Source organism: Kutzneria sp. NPDC051319 (assembly GCF_040682195.1).
In the GTDB taxonomy this organism is placed as follows: Bacteria; Actinomycetota; Actinomycetes; order Mycobacteriales; family Pseudonocardiaceae; genus Kutzneria.
Genome location: NZ_JBFBAM010000034.1, coordinates 1 through 17,132, shown reverse-complemented (window position 1 = coordinate 17,132; position 17,132 = coordinate 1). Strand labels below are relative to the sequence as shown.

Here is a 17,132-nt window from a genome sequence, read left to right as displayed (position 1 = left end):
GCACCCGTGAGAGCGCTCTCTCAACCCCCGCGAGTCCCGCCCAGCGTCACACCGAAACCCGGTTCCGCGCACACACTCCCGGCGAGTCACGCTCTCGGACCCATTGAAACCCGGTGTCAGGCACCGTCCTTCAGCTGGCTCAGCGTCTTGGCCACCCGGGTCTGCCGGGTCTCCGCCTTCTTCGCCTCCTCGATCCACCGCACGTACTCCTTGCGGTGCGTGAAGGGCAGGCCGTCGAAGATCTTGCGCGCCGCCGGATCCGTGGCCAGGGCCTCGGTCAGATCCGCCGGCACCTCGACCTCGCGGGGAGCCGTGTCCAGCGTGACGTCCACGTCGACCTCGTCGCCGGCGGTGACCCCGGCCGCGGTGCGGTTCTCGGCGCTGAGCGGGATCAGGAACTGCCCGCCGCGCACGGCCACCGTGCTCCGGTACGTGTGGCCGCCGATCGTCACGTTCACCTTGGGCTGCCGGCCCGCCTGGAGCCCTTCGACCACTTCCGCCGGCACCGGCAGGCCCGTCGCCGTCTTGCCGCCCAGCAGCACCGTCGTCCGGAATCGCATGGCGGCAGTATGAACCGCATGGCCGTCTTCACGCCCTCCGAGCGCGACCAGCTCCTGACGTCCCTCATCGACCGCGCTCGGGGCGACGCCCGCATCACCGGCGCCGCCGTCACCGGTTCCGGGGCCCTGGACCACACCGACCGATGGTCCGACATCGACTTCGCCCTCGGCATCGCCGGCGCCCGCGACGAGGTCATGGCCGACTGGACCGCCTACCTCTACGCGGAGCACGGTGCCGTCCACCACCTGGACGTCCCCTTCCGCTCCGCGATCTACCGCGTCTTCCTGCTGCCCCATACCCTCCAGGTCGACATCGCCTTCGTGCCCGCCGCCGAGTTCGGCGCCACCGCGCCCACCTTCCGCCTCCTCTTCGGCACCGCCGTCGACCAGCCGTCCACATCCCCGCTCGACCCCCGTGCCGAGATCGACATGGCCTGGCTCTACGCCCTTCACGTCCGCTCCAGCATTGAGCGCCACCGCTTCTGGCAGGCCGAACACATGCTCGGCGGCCTCCGCAACGCCGTGTTGAGCCTCATGTGTCTCCGTCACGGCGTCCCCGCCGGGCAGGGACGAGGTCTGCATCTACTTCCGCCCAGCGCCACCAATCCCGCCTTGGCCACGCTCGTCGGCGCCCTCGACGAGACCAACCTCCGCCGGGCCTTCCGCGCCGCGGTGGAGTTGTTGTTGGCCGAGACCGCTCACGTCGACGTGAAGTTGGCGAAGGTGCTCAGCACCCCGTTGTTAGCAATGCTCGGTTAGGGGCTCTGCCGGAAACCGTATTTCGGTATGACGCTGAGCGGGACTCGCGGGGGTCAGCGGGCCAGGTTGAGGCGTTGGTCGCGGGTGTCGGTGGGGGTGCAGCCGAAGCGGGCCTTGTACTGGCGGGAGAAGTGGGCGATGTCCGTGATGCCCCACTTCGCGCAGATCGCCCCGATCATCAGGTCCGGACGGGCCAGCAGGTCGGCGTGGCAGCCGTCGAGGCGGCGGTTCTTGATGTGCGTGGAGACGGTCTCGCCGCGCTGCTGGAAGACCCGGTGCAGGGTGCGCACGGAGATGTGGTGGGCGGCGGCGATGCGCTCGACGGTGAGCTCGGGGTCGCCCAGCCAGCTGTCGATGTAGGCGCTGATCTGGGCTTCGAGGGCGGGGGAGACGGGCTGCGCCCGGCGGGACAGCGTGCCGACGAGCAGATCCGACACGGCCTCGGAGGCGGCGGCGAGGCCGGCCGGGTCGAGGCCGGCGGCGACCTTCATGGTGGCCAGCATGTGCTGCACGAGCAGCTCCCCGACCCCCTCGACGGCCAGCGAGGTGCCCAGCAGCCGGTTGACGCCGGGAATCTGGCTCTCCAGGCGCAGCGTGTCGACGTACACGGTGAGCAGCCGGTTCTGGGTTGAGTGCCGGGCTTCCAACGGGTTCACGGTGGAGCAGAGGGCGGCCCGGCCCGGCTTGAGCAGGAGTTCGGCCCCGCGGTGGCGCAGGCGGGTGCTGCCCTCGACGCACACGCAGAGGTAGGTCAAGCCGTTGGGGGACAGCCGGATCAGGGACTCGGTGCGTTCCATGTGCGCGCCGGAGCCCTGATAGGTCCAGTCGAAGGTGGTGACGCCGCCGATCAACAGCCGGGTGACGGTCCGGTAGCCGCTGCCGGGCCGGCCGAGCGTGCCCGCGTACTGGAGGCTCTGCCCGCCGACGGGGAGCGCGAATGTCTGACGGGGACTGCCCTTCTCGACGACTCCCTCGTCTACCCGGTGGTGGAAGGCGGCTGCCGGCGGCATGGCGCGAGTGTACGCGCGTACCGATCTTGGGCTCGCGACACGGGCCGATAACGGCTGAAACACGACCCATTGACACCTGGGTTAATCCAAGTCAAGAATCCAGTACCACCGATCGTATAGGATCCATGAAGACCGAACCCGATGGAGGGCGAGGCGTGGCCAGAGTCAGCGGGGCCGAGGCGTTCCTGGTGGACATCGCCGTGGAGCAGGTCCGCACGGACGCGGTCCAGGCCTTTCTGTCCCAGGAGACGGTCTTCGTCGAGCTGACCACGGACGACGGCGCCACCGGCCTCGGCTACACCTACACGATCGGCACCGGCGGCACGGCCGTGCTGGCCCTGCTCCGCGACCACCTGCTGCCCCGCCTGCTGGGAGCGGACGCGACCCGGATCGAAGCGGTCTGGCACGACCTGTTCGCCTCGACCAGGGCGACCACGGTCGGCGCGATCACCTCCCTGGCCCTGGCCGCCGTCGACACCGCCCTCTGGGACCTGCGCTGCCTGCGTGCCGACGAGCCGCTGTGGCGGGTCGCCGGCGGCTTCCAGCAGACGGTTCCCTTGTACGACACCGAGACGGGATGGCTGCACCTCACCACCGACGAGCTCGTGGCCGGCGCCCTCAAGGCCCAGAACGCGGGCTGGCGCGGGATCAAGGTCAAGGTGGGCAAGCCGAGCGGGGCCGAGGACGCGGCCCGGCTGGCGGCCGTGCGCGAGGCGGTGGGACCGCACTTCCCGGTCATGGTCGACGCCAACCAGTCCATGACGCTGGCCGAGGCGCTGCGCCGGGCCGACCTGTTCGCGCCGCTGGGCCTGACCTGGCTGGAAGAGCCGCTGCCGGCCGACGACGTGGCGGCGCACGAGCGCCTGGCCCACGCCACCAACATCCCGATCGCGGTCGGCGAGTCGCTGTACTCGGTCGCCCAGTTCCGCGAGTACCTCCAGCGCGGCGCGGCCTCGGTCGTGCAGGTGGACGTGGCCCGGATCGGCGGCATCACGCCGTGGCTGAAGGTCGCGCACACCGCCGAGACGTTCAACGCGGAGGTCTGTCCGCACTTCCTGATGGAGCTGCACGTGAGCCTGGCGGCCGCCGTCCCGAACGGCCGGTTCGTCGAGCACATCCCGCAGCTGCGCGCCATCACCACTGGGGAAATGTCCGTTGTGGACGGCCAGGCCGTCCCGCCGGACGCACCGGGACTGGGCATCGCCTGGGACCGGGACGCCATGGACGACCTCAGGGTCTCCTGACAGTGATGTCCTCATTGGACAGTCAGCAACGGTGCGACTGAGATGGAGTTTCGATGAGTCGGAGAACGACGCGGCTGCTGACGGCGGCAGCCGCGGCCCTGCTCGCGATCACGGTGGCCCAGGTGCCACTGGCCGACGCGGCGCCCGCCGCCAAGCCGACCAAGGCCGACAGCGCCGCGACGCCCTACATGGGCTGGAGCAGCTGGAGCCTGGAATCCACGAACTACCCGGGTGTCAACCCGATCGGTCCGGCCAGCTGGCTGACCGAGGCCAACGTGATCAAGCAGACCGACGTGGTGGCCGGCAAGCTCAAGTCGCACGGTTACAACTACGTCAACGTGGACGCCGGCTGGCTGGGCGGCTTCGACGGCAACGCCCGCCCGCTGTCCAACGCCACCACCTTCCCGCACGGCATGAAGTACCTCGGTGACTACATCCACCGCAAGGGCCTGAAGTTCGGCGCGTACCTGGCCGTGGGCCTGGACATCCGCGCCTACAACAACGGCAACACGCCCATCGCCGGCGTCAAGAACTGCTTCACGCGCAACGTGGTGTACTCCGACCTGCGCACCACCAACGGCTGGAACAGCTCCTACAAGATCGACTTCACGAATCCCTGCTCCCAGGCCTACATCAACTCCATCGCCGCCGAGCTGGCCGGCTGGGGCGTCGACTTCCTGAAGCTGGACGGCGTCGGCCCCGGCTCCTTCCAGGGCGGCGCCAACTACGACAACACCTCGGACGTCAAGGCCTGGAACACCGCGCTGGCCAAGACCGGCCGCAAGATCCAGTTCGTCATCTCCTGGGGCCTGAGCCACCGCCAGGCCGACGTGTGGAAGGCCAACTCCAACGGCGCCCGCGTCGAGACCGACGTCGAGTGCTACTGCGACACCATCGTCACCTGGAACAACTCGGTCAAGCAGCGCTTCACCGATGTGGTGCAGTGGATCCCGGACGCCGGCCCCGGCTACTGGAACAACCTGGACTCCCTCGACGTCGGCAACGGCCAGATGGACGGCATCTCCGAGGCCGAGCGCCAGAGCTACGCCACGCTGTGGGCCATCGAGGCGGCCCCGCTCTACGTGGGCGACGACCTGACCAAGCTCGACCCGTACGGCCTTTCCCTGCTGACCAACGACGAGGTCATCGCGGTCGACCAGGCCGGCATCGCGGCCAAGCCGGTGGACCAGTCCAGCCAGCAGCAGGTCTGGTACGCCCGACAGAAGGACGGCAGCTACACGGTCGCGCTGTTCAACCTCGGCGACGCCACCGCCACCGTCACGGCGAACCTGGCCCAGCTGGGCATCAACGGCACCGCCAAGGTGCGGGACCTGTGGAGCCACAAGGATCTCGCCGCGGCCAACGGCACGGTCTCCGCGTCGCTGCCCACCCACGGCTCGCAGCTGCTGAAGATCACCCCGAACGCCAAGGACAACGCGCCGAACCCGCCCGGCGACCTGCACGCCGTCGCCGCTTCCGGCACGACCGCCGCGGGCAACAGCGTGACGCTGGCCTGGGATCCGTCGTTCAGCGGCAACAGCGCCGTGAAGAGCTATGAGGTCTACAACGGCACCAGCCGTCTGCTGACCACCGCCGGAACCTCGGTCACCGTGGCCAGCCTGGCCCCGTCGAGCACCTTCGACTTCACCGTCGTCGCGGTGACCAAGGACGGCAAGAAGTCCTTGCCCAGCACCAAGCTGAACGTGTCCACCGCGGACAAGAACGGCTCGATCAACTACGAGGGCGAGGCGGCGGTCAACCTCGTCACCGGCGGCGCCTCGGTCAACGACTGCGGCCCGTGCTCGGGCGGCAAGAAGGTCGGCAACCTCGGCGGCACCGGCCACCTGTCGTTCCCGAACGTCTGGGCCCCCAAGGACGGCACCTACCTGATGACCGTCTCCTATGTGGACGGTGACTCGGGCCGCACCGCGCAGGTCACGGTGAACGGCGTGCCGTTCCGGCTGCCGATGGCCGGCAGCAACGACAACGACTGGGGCACACCGCAGACCGTGGTCGTGCCGGTCACGCTGAAGGCCGGCGGCAACAACCTGGTCGAGTTCAACGGTCCCACGCCGAACGACTACGTGGCCGACATCGACAAGATCACCATCTGAAGCACCTGAACCAGCTGATCTGAGAGGGGACATGCCGTGGTGACCGCGACACAGGACACGAAGACACCGCCGGTGGCGCCGGTCGCCACGGCACGTCGCCGCCGTGGGATCAGGCCGGGGACCCGGCGGGGACACCTGCCGCTGGCCATGCTGCTCATCGCGCCGGCCGTCATCGGCTTCCTGGTGTTCTTCGCCTACCCGACGGTGCAGGGCATCTACTACAGCTTCACCGACTTCCACGTGCTCAGCCCGCCCAACTGGGTGGGGTTGGCCAACTTCCAGCAACTGCTCGGCGACGACGTCTTCTGGCACTCGCTGTGGGTGACCGTCTACTTCGTCCTGTTGTCGGTGTTCTTCGGGATCCTGATCTCGTTGATCACCGCTGTGATCATGCACCGGCTGACCAAGTCCACGCTGATCCGCGGCATCGTGCTGCTGCCGTTCCTGATCTCCGGCGTGGTGGCGGCGATGACCTGGTCGTGGATGCTCGACCCGGGGCTGGGCATCATCAACTCGTTCATCATCAAGCTCACCGGCCACCCGATGCTGTTCTTCGGCGACAGCGCGCTCGCGGTGCCCTCGCTGGCCGCGATCAGCGTGTGGAAGTCCATGGGCTACAACGCGATCCTCATCTTCGCCGGCCTGCAGACCATTCCGGCCACCATCTACGAGGCCGGCCGGGTCGACGGCGCCACCGAGCTGCAGATGTTCCGCCGGCTCACCGTGCCGCTGCTGCGCAACATCCTGGTCATGGTCGTCATCCTGACGGTGATCGGCTCGTTCCAGGTGTTCGACATCGTGCAGGTGACAACCAAGGGCGGCCCGCAGAACGCGTCGCTGGTGCTGCAGATGTACATCTACAACAAGGCCTTCAGCCAGTTCGACTTCGGTTACGCGGCAACGATGTCGCTGGCCCTGTTCGCCATGCTGATCGCGATCACCTTCACCCAGCTGAAGATGACCCGCGCCGGCGAGTCCGACCTGACCTGACGAGAGGAGAAGCAGCCGTGGCGAACCGTTCCGTCACCGCCCGACCCTCGGTCGGCCGGGTGCTGGCCTGGATCTACCTGGCCGTGATCGTCGTGATCACCCAGTTTCCGTTCTACTGGATCCTGCGCACCGCGCTGTCCAACAACTTCGCGCTGCACACCGATGCGGGATCCCTGCTGCCGGTGGATTTCACCCTCGGCGCGTTCAAGCGTGCGCTCGGGCTGGCCACGGTGGCCGAGGCCCAGGCCGAGGGCGGCTCCGGTGCCTCCCTGAACACCGCGCTCTACCTGCGCAACTCGGTGATCTACGCGGGTGTGCAGACCGCGCTGGTGGTGTTCTGCTCGGCCACCGCCGCCTACGCCTTCTCCCGGCTGCGCTGGAAGGGCCGCGAGGTGGTGTTCTCGGTCCTGCTGTGCGCGCTGATGGTGCCGGCGATCTTCACCCTGATCCCCAACTTCGTCACGGTGAAGAACCTGGGGCTGACCAACAGTTTCGCCGGCATGATCCTGCCCGGCGCGTTCTTCTCCGCGTTCAACATCTTCTTCCTGCGGCAGTTCATGCTGGGTCTGAGCAGCGAGGTGGAGGAGGCCGCCACCATCGACGGCGCCGGTCCGCTGCGGGTGTTCTTCCGGATCGTGCTGCCGATGTGCGCGGCGCCGATCGCCACCCTGTGCCTGCTGACGTTCATCAACACCTGGAACGACTACTTCTGGCCGCTCATGGTCACCAGCGACGAGAGCGTGCGGCCGCTGACCCTGGCGCTGGCGGTGTTCAAGCAGTCCTCGCCCAACACCGCGGTGGACTGGGCCGGCCTGATGGCGGCCACGCTGATCGCCGCGCTGCCGATGTTGCTGCTCTTCGTGGTGTTCGGCCGGCGCATCGTCAACTCCATCGGCTTCACCGGGATCAAATGATGCGACACGACGACTTGGTGCTCTCCTGGCCGCGGCCGGCGGGGGAGTGGATCGAGGCCGCGCCGGTCGGCAACGGCCGCCTGGGTGCCATGGTCTTCGGTGGTCCGGGCCGGACCCGCTTGCAGGTCAACGACTCCACGGTCTGGTCCGGCACCCCGCACGGCCCGGCCGACGCCTTGGCCGACGTGCTGGCCACGGGTGCGGGGCCGGAGCGCCTGGCCGAGGTGCGCGCGGCGATCATGGCCGGCGACTATCGGACCGCGGATCGGCTGCTGATGTCGTTCGAGGGCCCTTACAGCCAAGAGTTTCTGCCGTTCGCCGACCTCTGGATGACGCTGGGAAAGGGCAGCCTCCAGGGCCGAACCCTCAACCTGGACAACGGTGTCGCGCACGAGTTTCTCACCGTCGACGGCCACGAGGTAGAGCGCTCGGTGTGGGCCAGCCACCCGGCCGGCGTGCTGTGCGTGAGCATCACCGGGCGCACGGATCTCCGGCTGGAGCTGGAGTCGCCGCTCAGGACCGTGCACAAGCTGCTGCGGGACAACGGGTTCGAGTTCGGCGTGGAGATCCCGGTCGACGGCGCGCCGCAGCACGAGCCGCAGGTCGAGGAACCGCTGCGCTACGTTGACGCCCCGATCGACGACTACGACCCGTTCGGCGCGGTCGTCGTCCGGATCGACACCGACGGCAAAGTGTCCACAACGGACTCTGAACTGATCGTCACCGGCTCGACCCGCGCATTGATCGTGCTCGGCACGTCGACGGCCGCTCGGGACTTCTGGGAAGAACGCGCGCCCAGGACCCGCACGGAGCACCTGAGCACCGCCAGCGGGCGGGTTTCCGGCGCGCTTACCCAGGGCACCGAAACCCTGCTGCGCGAGCACGACGCCGACCTCCGTCGGCTGCTCGGCGGCACCTCGCTGCGCATCGGCCGGCAGGTCAACGGCCCGATCGACGTGGCCGAGGACGTGCTCTCCGGCCGGGACGAACGGCTCGCCGCGACCGTGATGTTCCAATACGGGCGGTACCTGCTGGCGTCCTCCTCGCGCCCGGGCAGCGGCCCGCCGGCCAACCTTCAGGGCGTGTGGAACGCGGACCTCCGGCCGGCCTGGTCGTCCAACTACACGGTGAACATCAACACCGAGATGAACTACTGGCCGGCCGAGGTGACCGGGCTGGCCGAGTGTCACCTGCCGCTGATCGACCTGCTGGACAAGATGGCCGCGAACGGCGCCGACGTGGCCCGCGAGCTGTACGGCGCGCGCGGCTGGGTGACCCACCACAACACCGACATGTGGGGCTGGTCGCTGCCGGTCGGCATGGGCCATGGCGCCCCGTCCTGGGCGATCTGGCAGATGGGCGGCGCCTGGCTCGTCCAACACGCCTGGGACCACTACGAATTCACCGGCGACACGGCGTTTCTCCGGGACCGGGCCTGGCCGCTGCTGCGCGGGTGTGCCCTGTTCGGCCTGGACTGGCTGGTCGAGCACGACGGTCAGCTGGACACCATCCCGTCCACCTCGCCGGAGAACTGGTTCCTGGTCGACGGAAAGCCCGAGTCGCTGTCCTGGTCGTCCACAATGGATATCGCCCTGCTCAGGGCGGTGTTCACCCGTTGCCTGGACGCGGCCCGAATCACGAGCGTCGACGACCCCGTGCTGGCCGAGATCGAGAAGGCGCTGCCGCGGCTGCGGCCGCCGGCCGTGACCGCGGGTGGCTGGCTCCAGGAGTGGGTCGAGGACCTGCCGGAGGAGGACCCGAAGCACCGGCACATGTCCCAGCTTGTGACCGTGTATCCGTTGGGGCAGATCGATCCCGGGATTACGCCGGAGCTGGCCGAGGCGGCGGTGAACCTGATGGACCGCCGGGGCAACGGGGCCATGGGCTGGTCGTGGGCGTGGAAGATCGCGCTGCGGGCCCGGCTGGGTGACGGCGAGACCGCGCGATCCCTGCTGCTGGAGGCCACCCGGCCGTTGGGCTTCGACTGGGACCTCGACGCCCCGACGGACGGCTCGCAGTGGGGCGGCCTGCTGCCCAACCTGTTCAGCTCGCACCCGCCGTTCCAGATCGACGGCAACTACGGCTTCCCGGCCGGCATAGCGGAAATGCTGGTGCAGAGCCACAACAGCGTGATCCGCGTGCTGCCGGCGCTACCGAGCAGCTGGCCCAGCGGCGCGCTGACCGGAGTTCGCTGCCGGGGAGGCCTGTCGGCCGACCTCACGTGGCGCAACGGCTCCCTGGCCGCGCTGAGCATCCGCCGGCTGACCGGCGATCCACTTCGGACGGTCACCGTGCTCTTCGACGGCCAGCGCCAGGAGTTCACGCTCGCGGTCGGCGAGGAGAGGCGGCTGGCGTGCTGAACCTCTGGGAGTACCGCAGCTCCTACAAGGAGCCGGAGGACTTCGACGACTTCTGGACCTCGACCATAGCCGAGGCCCGGCAGTTCCCCCTGGACGTCACCGTCACCCCGGTCGAGACGCACCTGGTCACGGTCGAGGTGTTCGACGTGACGTACCCGGGCTTCGGCGGCCACCCGATCCGGGCCTGGCTGCGGCTTCCCAAGCAGCGCACGGGAAAGCTGCCGGCGGTTGTGCAGTTCCACGGCTACTCCAGCGGTCGCGGCGCGGCCGTGGAGGATCTGCTGTGGTCGTCGGCCGGCTACGCCCACCTGTTCATGGACGTCCGTGGGCAGGGCGGCGACTGGGCGGGCGGCGACACGCCCGACCCGGTCGGCAGCGGCCCGGCCTACCCGGGTTTTCTCACCAGAGGGATTGAAAACCGCGACGAGTACTTCTACCGTCGCGTCTACACCGACGCGGTGCGGGCCGTGGACACGGTGCGCGCCTTCGACTTCGTCGACCCGGAGCGGGTCGCGGTGATCGGCAACAGCCAGGGCGCCGGCATCGCGCTGGCCGCCGCCGGCCTGGTGCCGGACATCGCGGCCGGGCATTTCCAGGCACCGTTCCTGGCCGACATCCAGCAGTCGACGCGTCTGGTGCGCACCTTCCCGTACGAGGAAATCACCAAATACCTGGCCATCCACCGCGCAAGTGTGGACCGGGTGTGGCACACGCTGGCCTACTTCGACGCCATCGCCTTCGCCCGCCGGGCCGAGGCGCCGGCGTGGTTCTCGGCCGGCCAGCTCGACGATGTCGTGCCGGCGCAGTCGGTTCTCGGCGCCTACCACGAGTACTGGGGACCCAAGCAGTTCCGGTTGTGGGAGCACAACGGACACGAGGCAGGCGGCGCCGAGGACTCGGCCATCGCACTGTCCGCGTTCGCGAGCGTCCTGCGCCCGGGCCGTCCCACCGAAACGAGGAATAGCTGATGATGAGAAAGCTGCTCGCGGTCGCGTTGGCGTCCGCGTCCGTCGTCGCCCTGTCGGCCTGCGGCAGCTCCGGCTCCGGCTCCGCCACCGGCACGGTCAACTGGTGGACCTGGGACGACAAGCAGGCCGCGGCCTACCAGTCGTGCGCGACGGCGTTCGAGAAGGCCAATCCCGGCGTCACCGTGAAGATCTCGCAGTACGCGGTGGACGACTACTTCACCAAGCTCACCGCGGGTTTCGTGGCCGGCACCGCGCCGGACGCCTTCCAGAACTCGGTGCAGTTCTTCCAGGCCTACGCCTCGCAGCACCAGCTGCTGCCGCTGGACGATCTGATCAGCAAGACCAACTTCGACCTGAAGAAGTTCTCGGTCGGCGTCGGCGCCTGGAAGTTCACCGACGGCAAGCAGTACGCGCTGCCGCTGGACTGGGCCGCGGCGGCGATGTTCTACAACACCGACGCGATCACCAAGGCCGGCTACACGGCCAAGGACGTCGAGAACCTGAACTGGAACCCGGACAACGGCGGCACCTTCGACAAGATGGTGGCCCACCTGACCGTGGACGCCAGCGGCAAGCGCGGTGACGAGGCGGGCTTCGACAAGGCCCACGTCGCCACGTACGGCATGGGCCAGTTGGCGGCCAAGGACTTCATCGGCCAGACCACCTGGAACTCGTTCCTGGCCACCACCGGCTGGCGGCAGGGCGACAAGTCGCAGTGGCCGACCAAGTTCAACTACGACGACCCGAACTTCGCCAAGACCATGCGCTACATCAAGTCGCTGACCGACCGCGGCTTCGCGCCGAAGATCAACAGCTTCAGCGCCGGCGGCGGCACCGCGACCATCAGCGACGTGGACCTGTTGGGCACCAACAAGATCGCCATGGAGACCGCGGGCTCGTGGGAGGCGGCGACCTTCGAGAAGCTGCCGGGCGTCAAGGTGGGCATCGCGCCGACCGTGCTCGGCCCGGACGGCAAGACGCGCTCGCAGCTGTCCAACTCCAACGGCAACAACATCTGGGCCGGCACCAAGAACCCCGACCTGACCTGGAAGTGGGTCTCGTACATGGGCTCGCAGGAGTGCCAGTCGATGGCCGGCGCCTCCGGCTCGTTCTTCCCGTCCATCCCGGCGGCGATGGACTCGGCGGCGGCCGCGGTGGCCAAGCAGGGCGTCGACCTGTCGGTGTTCACCAAGGCGCTCAAGGACGGCACGCTCTACGGCGCGCCGGCCTACGCCAACGGCGCCGACCTCCAGCAGACGCTGGAGCCGCTGTTCGAGGGCTACTTCAGCGGCAGCCGCGGCGACGACGTGTTCGCCGAGATGACGCAGAAGGCCAAGGACATCCTCAACAAGCAGAACTGAACCGGTATCTCGCCTGCTGGAGAGCGGACTCGCGGTTTCCCTGGGAAGGTGGCGTGGATGGGGCGGTTCGCGAGGCTGCGGGCGGCGGGGGTCGGGTTCGTGGTCGATCTGGCCGCACAGCCGGTTCCGGTGGTCGTGCACTGGGGTCGCGACCTCGGCGAGCTGGACGAGTCGGGCCTGGCGGCGCTGGCCTTCGTCGGCGAACCCGCCGTGCTCAACAACTCCGTGGACGTGCCACGCCGGTGTTCGGTGTGGCCCACGGAGTTCGAGGGCTGGGCCGGCACGCCGGCGCTGGAAGGGCATCGCGGCGGCATCGCCACCACCCCGCGGCCTCGTCTGGTCGAGCACACGCTGGCCGACAACCGGCTCGAACTCGTGCTGGACGACGAGATCACCGGCCTCCGCGTCACCTTGGTGTACACAATGGACAGCAGTGGTGTGCTGTCCGCACGGGCAACGCTGTGCGCCAAGAAATCGGACACTGCAGAGCCGTACGAGGTCGCCGGCGTCTCCACCTTGCTGCCGTTGCCGAGCCGGGCCGTCGAGGTCCTGGACTTCACCGGGAAGTGGTGCCGCGAGCGGTCGCCGCAGCGGACCCGGCTCGGCCACGGCGCGCACGTCCGCGGGTCCCGGCGGGGCAAGCCCGGTCAGGATTCGGCGTTCCTGATGACGGTCGGCACACCCGGTTTCTCGTTCGGCGAGGGCGAAGTGTGGGCGCTGCACGTGGCGTGGAGCGGTGATCAGCGCTACGTGGTCGAGCAGCTGCCGGAGACGCCGCCGGTGCTGGGCGGCGGCGAGTTGCTGCGGGCCGGCGAAGTCCGCCTGGCCGCCGGGGAAAGCTATGACACCCCGATCACCTATTTCGCCTGGTCCGATGAGGGCCTGGACGGGCTGGCCGCCCGGTTCCACGCCTTGCAGCGCAAGCAGTCCCGGCCGCCACGGCCGCTGGTTCTCAACACGTGGGAAGCCGTCTACTTCAACCACGACCTCGACCGCCTGCTGGCGCTGGCCGACGCGGCGGCCAAGGTCGGCGTCGAACGGGTGGTGCTGGACGACGGCTGGTTCCGCGGCCGCCGCGACGACACCGCCGGCCTCGGCGACTGGCAGGTCGACATCACCGTGTGGCCGCGGGGACTGAGTCCCTTCGTCGACCACGTCAAGAGCCTGGGCATGCAGTTCGGTCTGTGGTTCGAGCCGGAGATGGTCAACCTCGACTCGGACCTGGCCCGGCAGCACCCGGAGTGGCTCCTCGGCGTGCCGGGGGAGCCCGGGCCGCCCTCGCGTAACCAGTACGTCGTCGACCTGGCCAATCCCGAGGCGTGGACGTACCTGCTGACCTCGATCGACGGCCTGGTCGCTGAGTACGGCATCGACTACGTCAAGTGGGACCACAACCGGGACCTGCACGAGGCCGTGGACCACACGGGACGGCCGGTCGTGCACAACCAGACCCTCGCGCTGTACCGGCTGATCGACGAGCTCAAGCGCCGTCACCCCGGCCTGGAGATCGAGTCCTGCGCCAGCGGCGGCGGCCGGGTGGACCTGGGGATTCTGGCCCGCACCGACCGGGTGTGGGCCTCGGACTGCAACGACCCCGTTGAGCGCCAGTCGATCCAGCGCTGGACCGCGCAGCTGCTGCCGCCCGAGTTGATCGGCTCGCACGTGGGGCCGGAACGTAGCCACACGACCAGTCGGCGCACCGACGACTCGTTCCGTCTGGCCACGGCTTTGTTCGGCCACGCCGGCATCGAGCAGGACCTGACCGCCTGCTCGCCGGCGGAGATCGACAAGCTGACGGCCTGGGCGGCGATGTACAAGGAGCTGCGGCCGTTACTGCATTCGGGTCGAGTGGTGCGGGCCGAGCTGCCCGACGACGGACTTTTTTTCCACGGTGTCATTTCTAATGAGCATGGATTGTTCAGCCTCGCCCGGATTTCGACCTCCCCTGCGGGACAATCGTGGCGGGTCCGGCTGCCGGGCCTGTCGCGGGGGCGTGACTACCGGCTGCGGATCCGAGCTGACCTCGGCCTGCCGTCAATGCGCCAGGTCAGGGCCCCGGAGTGGGTCACGGCGGCGATCGACGGCTGGGTGCGCGTGCCGGGTTCGGTGCTCGTGGACGCGGGCGTGGCGATGCCCACGCTGGACCCCGGTCAGGCGTTACTCTTGGAGGTAATCGTCGATCGTGCATGATCCACCAGATCCGGTAAGGTATTCGGGGAGGATGTGGTGCGGGTGAACAACGTGACCAATGGCGGTGGTCCGCGCCTGTCGGCGCTCAAGGGCCGGCAGGTGTTGGCCGACGGCGTCTACGAGCAGATCCGGACGCTGATCATGAACGACGGCATCGCGCCGGGCGACCGGGTCAACATCGACGAGGTCGCGCGCGAGCTCGACGTGTCGGGCACGCCGGTGCGGGAAGCGTTGGCACGACTGGAGTCCGAGGGCCTCGTCGTGCGGCTGCCGCTGCGCGGCTACCGGGTCACCGAGCTGCTCACCCGTGACGAGGTCGAGGACATGTACGGGCTGCGGCTGCTGCTGGAGCCGCCGAGCGCGGCCAAGGCGGCGTCGCTGATGACCGACGAGTGGGCCGCCGCGCTCGAGGCCGAGATGCTGAGCTGCCCGGTCGCGCCGGACGACGACAGCTACGAGGACTACAAGGCGCTGTCCGCGCACGACAACCGGCTGCACCAGCTGATCCTGCACATCGCCGGCAACGTCGCGGTGGAGCAGGCGTTCGACCGCACGCACTGCCATCTGCACTTCTTCCGGTTGACGTACAACCAGACCTCGGGCGTCGCCGCGCTGGCCGAGCACCGCGAGATCGTGGACGCGATGATCTCCGGCAAGGCCGCGCAGGCCCGCAAGGCGATGGTCAGCCACCTCGAGACCGCGCGGGACCGGCTGCTGGTCAAGATGTGACCACCGGCGCATAGCCGTCATGCTTTGTTCGCATACTGTCGAACATCCGTTGACCGTGTGAGTCCCGCGCGGCGATGGTGTGGGCATGACCGAATATCGCCACTACCGCAACGGAATCTGGGCCGAGCACACGGCCACGTTCGACGTGCACGAGCCCTACAGCGGCAAGCCGTTCGCCCGGGTCGCCGCGTGCGGCCGGGCCGACGCCAAGGCCGCCGTCGACGCCGCGGCCGCCGCGTTCGACCAGTGGGCGGCGCTGTCGCCGTCCAAGAAGTCCGCGCTGTTCCTGCGGGCGGCCGAGATCGCCGAGAGCCGCCGCGAGGAGATCGCCGATCTGCTGGCCCGCGAGACCGGCACGAGCATCTACTTCGCCAACTTCCAGCAGGACCTGGTCAAGCAGACGCTGTTGCAGGCCGCCCAGTGGGTGTACCAGCCGACCGGCGAGGTGCTGGCCACCGACCATCCCGGCACGCATTCCGTCGCAGTGCGCAAGCCGCTCGGCGTGGTCGCGAGCTTCACGCCGTGGAATGGCGCGAACATCCTGTCCTGGCGCGCGGTTCTGCAGCCCCTGGCGGCCGGCAACACCGTCGTCGTCAAGCCGTCCGAGCTGGCCCCGGTGTCGGCCGGCCTGATCGTCGCCGAAATCTGCGAGGCGGCCGGTTTTCCGCGCGGTGTGGTCAATGTCGTCACCCACGCGCCGGGCGAGGCCGGGCCCATCGCCGACGAGTTCTTCGAGAACCCCGATGTGCGCTGCATCAACTTCATCGGCAGCGTGCAGACCGCGCGCATGCTGTCCGAGCGGGCCGGCCGGACGTTGAAGCGCACCGTCATGGAGCTCGGCGGCTACAACCCCATGGTCGTGCTCGACGACGTCGACCTCGACTACGCCGTGCGGTGCGCCACCTTCAGCGCCTTCTTCCACCAGGGCCAGATCTGCATGAACGCCCGCAAGATCTACGTGCAGCGCGGCATCTACGACGAGTTTCTGTCGCGTTTCGTGGCCAAGACCAGGACTTTGAAGCTCGGCGACCCGGGCGACCCGAAGACCGTGGTCGGCCCGCTCATCACCGAGGCCGCCGTGAAGTCCGTGCACGACCGCGTGAACGAGGCGCTCGACCACGGCGCCCAGTTGCTGACCGGCGGCGCCCACCACGGCCAGGTCTACGAGCCGACGATCCTCGTCGACGTGCCCGACGAATGCACGGTGTCCACTGTGGAGACTTTCGGGCCCGTCGTCATCGTGCAGCCGATCGGCACCGCCGAGGAGGCCATCGAGCAGATCAACGGCTCGCTGTACGGGCTCACCTCCTCGATCCTCACCGGCGACACCTATCGCGGCTTCGAGCTGGCCGGCAAGGTCAAGGCCGGCGCCGTGCACGTCAACATCCCCACCATCGACGAGGAGGTCCAGGCCCCCATCGGCGGCGTGCGGGACAGCGGCTGGGGCCGCACCGGCGCCTACTCGATGGCCGACTTCACCGACCTGGTCTGGATCAACGTCGAGAGCGGGCAGCGCACGCTGCCCATCGCCTGAACCCGTCACCGAGGGAGTTTCACCGTGCCAGTCCTCCAGATCATCATCGGCAGCACCCGCCCGGTCCGCAGCGGTGAGCCCGTCGCCCAGTGGTTCGCCGACCTCGCCCGTGCCGACGGCCGCTTCGAGGTCGAGCTCGTCGACCTGAAGGAGGTGGGCCTGCCCCTGCTCGACGAGCCCAACCATCCGCGGTTGCAGCAGTACACCCAGCCCCACACCCACCGCTGGAGCGAGATCGTCAGCCGGGCCGACGCTGTGCCTATGCCGCGCGTTCCGCGCGGGGCTCGGCCCCCGGGTAGCCGGTGCTGTGCCTATGCCGCGCGTTCCGCGCGGGGCTCGGCCCCCGGGTAGCCGGTGCTGTGCCTATGCCGCGCGTTCCGCGCGGGGCTCGGCCCCCGG

Annotated in this window: 14 protein-coding genes; 12 read left to right on the top strand and 2 right to left on the bottom strand. The window is 68.9% G+C overall.

Going from position 1 to position 17,132, the window contains the following annotated elements; genetic code table 11:
- Nucleotides 1–116: 116 nt before the first annotated feature.
- Complete coding sequence (locus AB0M73_RS28695; protein WP_363896655.1) at nt 117–560, bottom strand: YdeI/OmpD-associated family protein; 444 nt, start codon at nt 558–560, stop codon at nt 117–119.
- An 18-nt stretch (nt 561–578) separates the two neighbouring features.
- Between AB0M73_RS28695 and AB0M73_RS28690 the strand changes: the two genes are divergently transcribed.
- Nucleotides 579–1,319 carry a nucleotidyltransferase domain-containing protein gene (locus AB0M73_RS28690; RefSeq protein WP_363896652.1) on the top strand — a complete coding sequence of 247 codons (741 nt, stop codon included), beginning with the start codon at nt 579–581 and terminating at the stop codon, nt 1,317–1,319.
- A 53-nt stretch (nt 1,320–1,372) separates the two neighbouring features.
- On the opposite strand, the gene AB0M73_RS28685 is transcribed toward AB0M73_RS28690, so the two are convergent.
- A complete protein-coding gene (locus AB0M73_RS28685; RefSeq protein ID WP_363896649.1) occupies nt 1,373–2,329 on the bottom strand; it encodes a helix-turn-helix domain-containing protein in 957 nt (318 codons plus the stop codon).
- Between the two features lie 155 nt (nt 2,330–2,484).
- Between AB0M73_RS28685 and AB0M73_RS28680 the strand changes: the two genes are divergently transcribed.
- The 11 genes from AB0M73_RS28680 (at nt 2,485) to AB0M73_RS28630 (ending at nt 17,084) form a co-directional block, all read left to right on the top strand.
- Nucleotides 2,485–3,573: a mandelate racemase/muconate lactonizing enzyme family protein gene (locus AB0M73_RS28680; protein ID WP_363896646.1), complete on the top strand. Its 1,089-nt coding sequence runs from the start codon at nt 2,485–2,487 to the stop codon at nt 3,571–3,573.
- A gap of 53 nt (nt 3,574–3,626) precedes the next feature.
- Complete coding sequence (locus tag AB0M73_RS28675) at nt 3,627–5,687, top strand: fibronectin type III domain-containing protein (protein WP_363896643.1); 2,061 nt, start codon at nt 3,627–3,629, stop codon at nt 5,685–5,687.
- A gap of 36 nt (nt 5,688–5,723) precedes the next feature.
- The gene (locus tag AB0M73_RS28670) at nt 5,724–6,677 is read left to right on the top strand and encodes a sugar ABC transporter permease (RefSeq protein ID WP_363896640.1); all 954 of its coding nucleotides are present in this window, start codon (nt 5,724–5,726) and stop codon (nt 6,675–6,677) included.
- Between the two features lie 17 nt (nt 6,678–6,694).
- Complete coding sequence (locus AB0M73_RS28665) at nt 6,695–7,591, top strand: carbohydrate ABC transporter permease (protein WP_363896637.1); 897 nt, start codon at nt 6,695–6,697, stop codon at nt 7,589–7,591.
- Nucleotides 7,591–9,951 (top strand): glycoside hydrolase family 95 protein, encoded by a 2,361-nt coding sequence (locus AB0M73_RS28660; protein ID WP_363896634.1) that lies wholly within the window; start codon nt 7,591–7,593, stop codon nt 9,949–9,951. The genes AB0M73_RS28665 and AB0M73_RS28660 overlap by 1 nt, the downstream gene beginning before the upstream one ends.
- Nucleotides 9,945–10,919, top strand: a complete 975-nt coding sequence (locus AB0M73_RS28655; protein WP_363896631.1) for an acetylxylan esterase — start codon at nt 9,945–9,947, stop codon at nt 10,917–10,919. The genes AB0M73_RS28660 and AB0M73_RS28655 overlap by 7 nt, the downstream gene beginning before the upstream one ends.
- Nucleotides 10,919–12,280, top strand: coding sequence for a sugar ABC transporter substrate-binding protein (locus AB0M73_RS28650; RefSeq protein ID WP_363896628.1), 1,362 nt, complete (start codon nt 10,919–10,921; stop codon nt 12,278–12,280). Before AB0M73_RS28655 ends, AB0M73_RS28650 begins: the two co-directional genes overlap by 1 nt.
- Nucleotides 12,281–12,337: 57 nt before the next feature.
- Nucleotides 12,338–14,470 (top strand): alpha-galactosidase, encoded by a 2,133-nt coding sequence (locus tag AB0M73_RS28645; protein ID WP_363896625.1) that lies wholly within the window; start codon nt 12,338–12,340, stop codon nt 14,468–14,470.
- Between the two features lie 36 nt (nt 14,471–14,506).
- On the top strand, nt 14,507–15,199 hold the full coding sequence (locus AB0M73_RS28640; RefSeq protein ID WP_363896622.1) for a GntR family transcriptional regulator: 693 nt from the start codon (nt 14,507–14,509) through the stop codon (nt 15,197–15,199).
- An 85-nt stretch (nt 15,200–15,284) separates the two neighbouring features.
- Nucleotides 15,285–16,733 carry an aldehyde dehydrogenase family protein gene (locus AB0M73_RS28635; protein ID WP_363896619.1) on the top strand — a complete coding sequence of 483 codons (1,449 nt, stop codon included), beginning with the start codon at nt 15,285–15,287 and terminating at the stop codon, nt 16,731–16,733.
- Between the two features lie 24 nt (nt 16,734–16,757).
- The gene (locus AB0M73_RS28630) at nt 16,758–17,084 is read left to right on the top strand and encodes an NAD(P)H-dependent oxidoreductase (RefSeq protein ID WP_363896616.1); all 327 of its coding nucleotides are present in this window, start codon (nt 16,758–16,760) and stop codon (nt 17,082–17,084) included.
- Nucleotides 17,085–17,132 lie beyond the last annotated feature (48 nt).